The sequence below is a fragment of the Burkholderia sp. E168m23 genome (genome assembly GCF_016586125.1).
GTDB classification, from domain to species: domain Bacteria; phylum Pseudomonadota; class Gammaproteobacteria; order Burkholderiales; family Burkholderiaceae; genus Burkholderia; species Burkholderia orbicola.
Genome location: NZ_BCPP01000878.1, coordinates 1 through 3,029, shown reverse-complemented (window position 1 = coordinate 3,029; position 3,029 = coordinate 1). Strand labels below are relative to the sequence as shown.

Annotated in this window: 3 protein-coding genes; 1 reads left to right on the top strand and 2 read right to left on the bottom strand. The window is 67.4% G+C overall.

The annotated features are described in order from the left end of the window. Positions 1-1,659 (top strand): S10 family peptidase (locus JMF90_RS31240; protein ID WP_201325885.1); only part of this gene is annotated, 1,659 nt, incomplete at its 5' end. 75 nt (positions 1,660-1,734) lie between these two features. On the opposite strand, the gene nadE is transcribed toward JMF90_RS31240, so the two are convergent. Together nadE and JMF90_RS31230 are read right to left on the bottom strand one after the other, a co-directional pair. Continuing rightward, positions 1,735-2,583 (bottom strand): ammonia-dependent NAD(+) synthetase, encoded by an 849-nt coding sequence (gene nadE / locus JMF90_RS31235; RefSeq protein WP_011546918.1) that lies wholly within the window; start codon positions 2,581-2,583, stop codon positions 1,735-1,737. A 181-nt stretch (positions 2,584-2,764) separates the two neighbouring features. Continuing rightward, on the bottom strand, positions 2,765-3,029 hold a 265-nt coding region (locus JMF90_RS31230; protein WP_201325884.1), incomplete at its 5' end, for a DMT family transporter.

The window sequence follows — 3,029 nt, the reverse complement described above, 5'->3', positions numbered from 1 at the left end:
TCTTCCGGCGGCGTGTATCCGCTGCATCACGGCGACCACAATTCGCATGGCGTGCCGCCGACCATCAACCCGGTCGCGCTGAGCCACGGCCGCGACCAGCCGTTCTTCGATCCGGTCGCGTACGGCAACGGCCCCGACGACTCGGTGACCGACACGACCGAGGCGGCCGCGATCACGCACCACACGATCCTGATCGACGGGAAGCGGATCGCGTACACGGCGACGGTCGGCCACCTCGTGACCGTCGATCCGAGCAGTTCGCAGCCGGCCGCGAAGATTTTCTACGTCGCGTTCACGGCCGACGGCGCGAAGGAGGAAACGCGGCCCGTGACGTTCTTCTATAACGGCGGGCCCGGTTCGTCGTCGGTGTTCGTGCTGCTCGGCTCGTTCGCGCCGAAGCGCATCAAGACGTCGATGCCGGGGTTCACGCCGCCCGCGCCGTACCAGATCGAAGACAACCCGGACAGCATGATCGATCACAGCGACCTGGTGTTCATCAACCCGGTCGGCACCGGCTATTCGGCGGCCGTCGCGCCGAACAAGAACCGCGACTTCTGGGGCGTCGACCAGGATGCGGATTCGCTGAAGCAGTTCATCAAGCGCTACCTGACGAAGAACAACCGCTGGAATTCGCCGAAATACCTGTTCGGCGAATCGTACGGCACCGCGCGCAGCTGCGTGCTCGCGTACAAGCTGCACGAGGACGGCGTCGACCTGAACGGCGTCACGCTGCAGTCGTCGATCCTCGATTACCGGCAGGCCGGCAACCCGGTCGGCACGCTGCCGACCGCCGCGGCCGACGCGTGGTATCACAAGAAACTCGGTATCAAGCCGGCGCCGGCCGATCTCGGCGCGTTCGTCGAGGAAGTCGCGCAGTTCGCGCGCACCGACTATCTGACCGCGCTGCGCGCGGTGCCGCATGCGAACCCGGCCACCGTGCAGAAACTGTCCGCATACACGGGCATCGATACGGCGACGCTGCAATCGTGGGGGCTCGATATCGCGGGCTACGACACGCGCGGCAATTCGCTGTTCCTGACGACGCTGCTGCATGCGCAGGGGCTCGCGCTCGGTTCGTACGACGGCCGCGTGACCGGGATTTCGTCGGGTATCGCCGGCAAGATCGATCCGAATTCGGGCGGCAACGATCCGACGATGACGGCCGTGACGGGCGTCTATACGGCGATGTGGAACAGCTATCTGAACGAGCAGTTGAAGTTCACGTCGAACTCCGCGTTCACGGACCTGAACGATCAGGCCTTCAAGAACTGGGATTTCAGCCACATCGACCCGACCGGCGCGCAGCAGGGCATCGACGCGCAGGGGAACGTGATCCTCTACACGGCCGGCGACCTCGCCGCGGTGATGGCGCTGAACGTCGACCTGAAGGTGCTGTCCGCGAACGGCTTCTACGATTTCGTGACGCCGTTCTACCAGACCGTGATCGATCTGCAGCAGATGCCGCTGGAGGACCAGAAGGTGCGGCAGAACCTGTCCGCGCGGTTCTATCCGTCGGGGCACATGGTGTATCTCGACGGCGGCTCGCGCACCGCGCTCAAGCGCGATCTCGCGACGATGTACGACGCGACGGTCAGCGATACGGGCGCGCGGATGCGCATTCGTGCGCTGCAGGCGAAGAAGACGGGCGGGAACGCGTAGCGTTGCCCGTCGAGCGGACGCCGCGCGCAGCCGGGAGGGGGCGCGCGGCGGTATGTCAGTCGTGGGGCGGCCGGCTTATGCGGCCGGCCAGTCGAACATCGTGTACGGCAGCGCGCGCTTGTGGCGCGAGCCGTCGTAGAAGCGCAGCACCGTTTCATACACACGATCGGCAACCGGCTTGCCTTCGAGGAAATCGTCGATCTCGTCGTAGGTCACGCCGTACGCGTGCTCGTCGGGGCGCAGCGGGCGCAGCTCCTCGAGGTCGGCCGTCGGCACCTTCATCACGATCAGCTCCTCGCCGCCGAGCGCGCGCGCCACTCCGCGCACGCGCCGCTTGCTCAGGCCCGCGAGCGGCAGGATGTCCGCGCCGCCATCGCCGAACTTCGTGAAGAAACCCATCAGCGATTCGGCCGCGTGATCGGTGCCGATCACGATGCCGCGCCGTGCGCCGGCCACCGCGTACTGCGCGATCATGCGCTCGCGCGCCTTGATGTTGCCGTGCACGAAATCCTGCTGCGCAGGCGTTTCGAACGCGTGGCCGGACGCGACCAGCGAACGGAGCATCGCATCGGCGGCCGGCTTCACGTCGACCGTCAATACCTCGTCCGCGCGCACGAATGCCAGCGCGCGCTGCGCATCCTCTTCGTCGTTCTGCACGCCGTTCGGCAAGCGCATCGCGATGAAGCGCGCGTCGTAGCCGTCGGCGCGCAGGCGCTCGACCGACAGTTGCGCGAGCCGGCCGGCCGTCGACGAATCGACGCCGCCGCTGATGCCGAGCACGTAGGTCCGCAGGCCGGTCGAACGAAGGTACTGCGCGAGGAAATCGATGCGGCGGGCGATTTCGGCCTCGGCGTCGAAGTGCGGGGCGACGTTCAGTTCGGCAATGATCGCGCGTTGGCGGCTGGCGTAATCGGCGGAGGTCATGAGGGAAGATCCGGAACGAATTGCAAGGCGCTCATCATAAGCGCAATCGCGGCGTGCCGCCGCGCCGGACCTGCGTTTCCGGCGGCGTCGCGTTGCATCGACGAGACGCGGCGCATCGCCGTGGTGCGTGGTGCGCCGGGCGGGTGCAGGATGCCGGGCGGAGGGTGCCCGCTGGCTCGCGTCAGCGCCGTGCGAGCACGACGCCCACCAGCGCGAGCGCGAAGCCCGCGAGCTGGATCGGCGCGAGCGTTTCGCCGAACAGACCGTAACCCTGCAGCGCGGCCAGCGGCGGCGCGAGGAACAGCAGCGACGTCGCGCGCGCCGCATTGCCGCGCCGCAACATCCACATCAGCATCGTGACCGCGCCGCCCGACAGGAACACGACGCCCCACACGAGCGACACCCACAGCGCCGGCGCGCCGATCCAGCGGGTTTCATGGAGCAGT

What these genes read in the sequence shown, in the direction of transcription:
- nadE (WP_011546918.1), bottom strand. Translation starts at nt 2,583, where the DNA reads ATGACCTCCGCCGATTACGCCAGCCGCCAACGCGCGATCATTGCCGAA.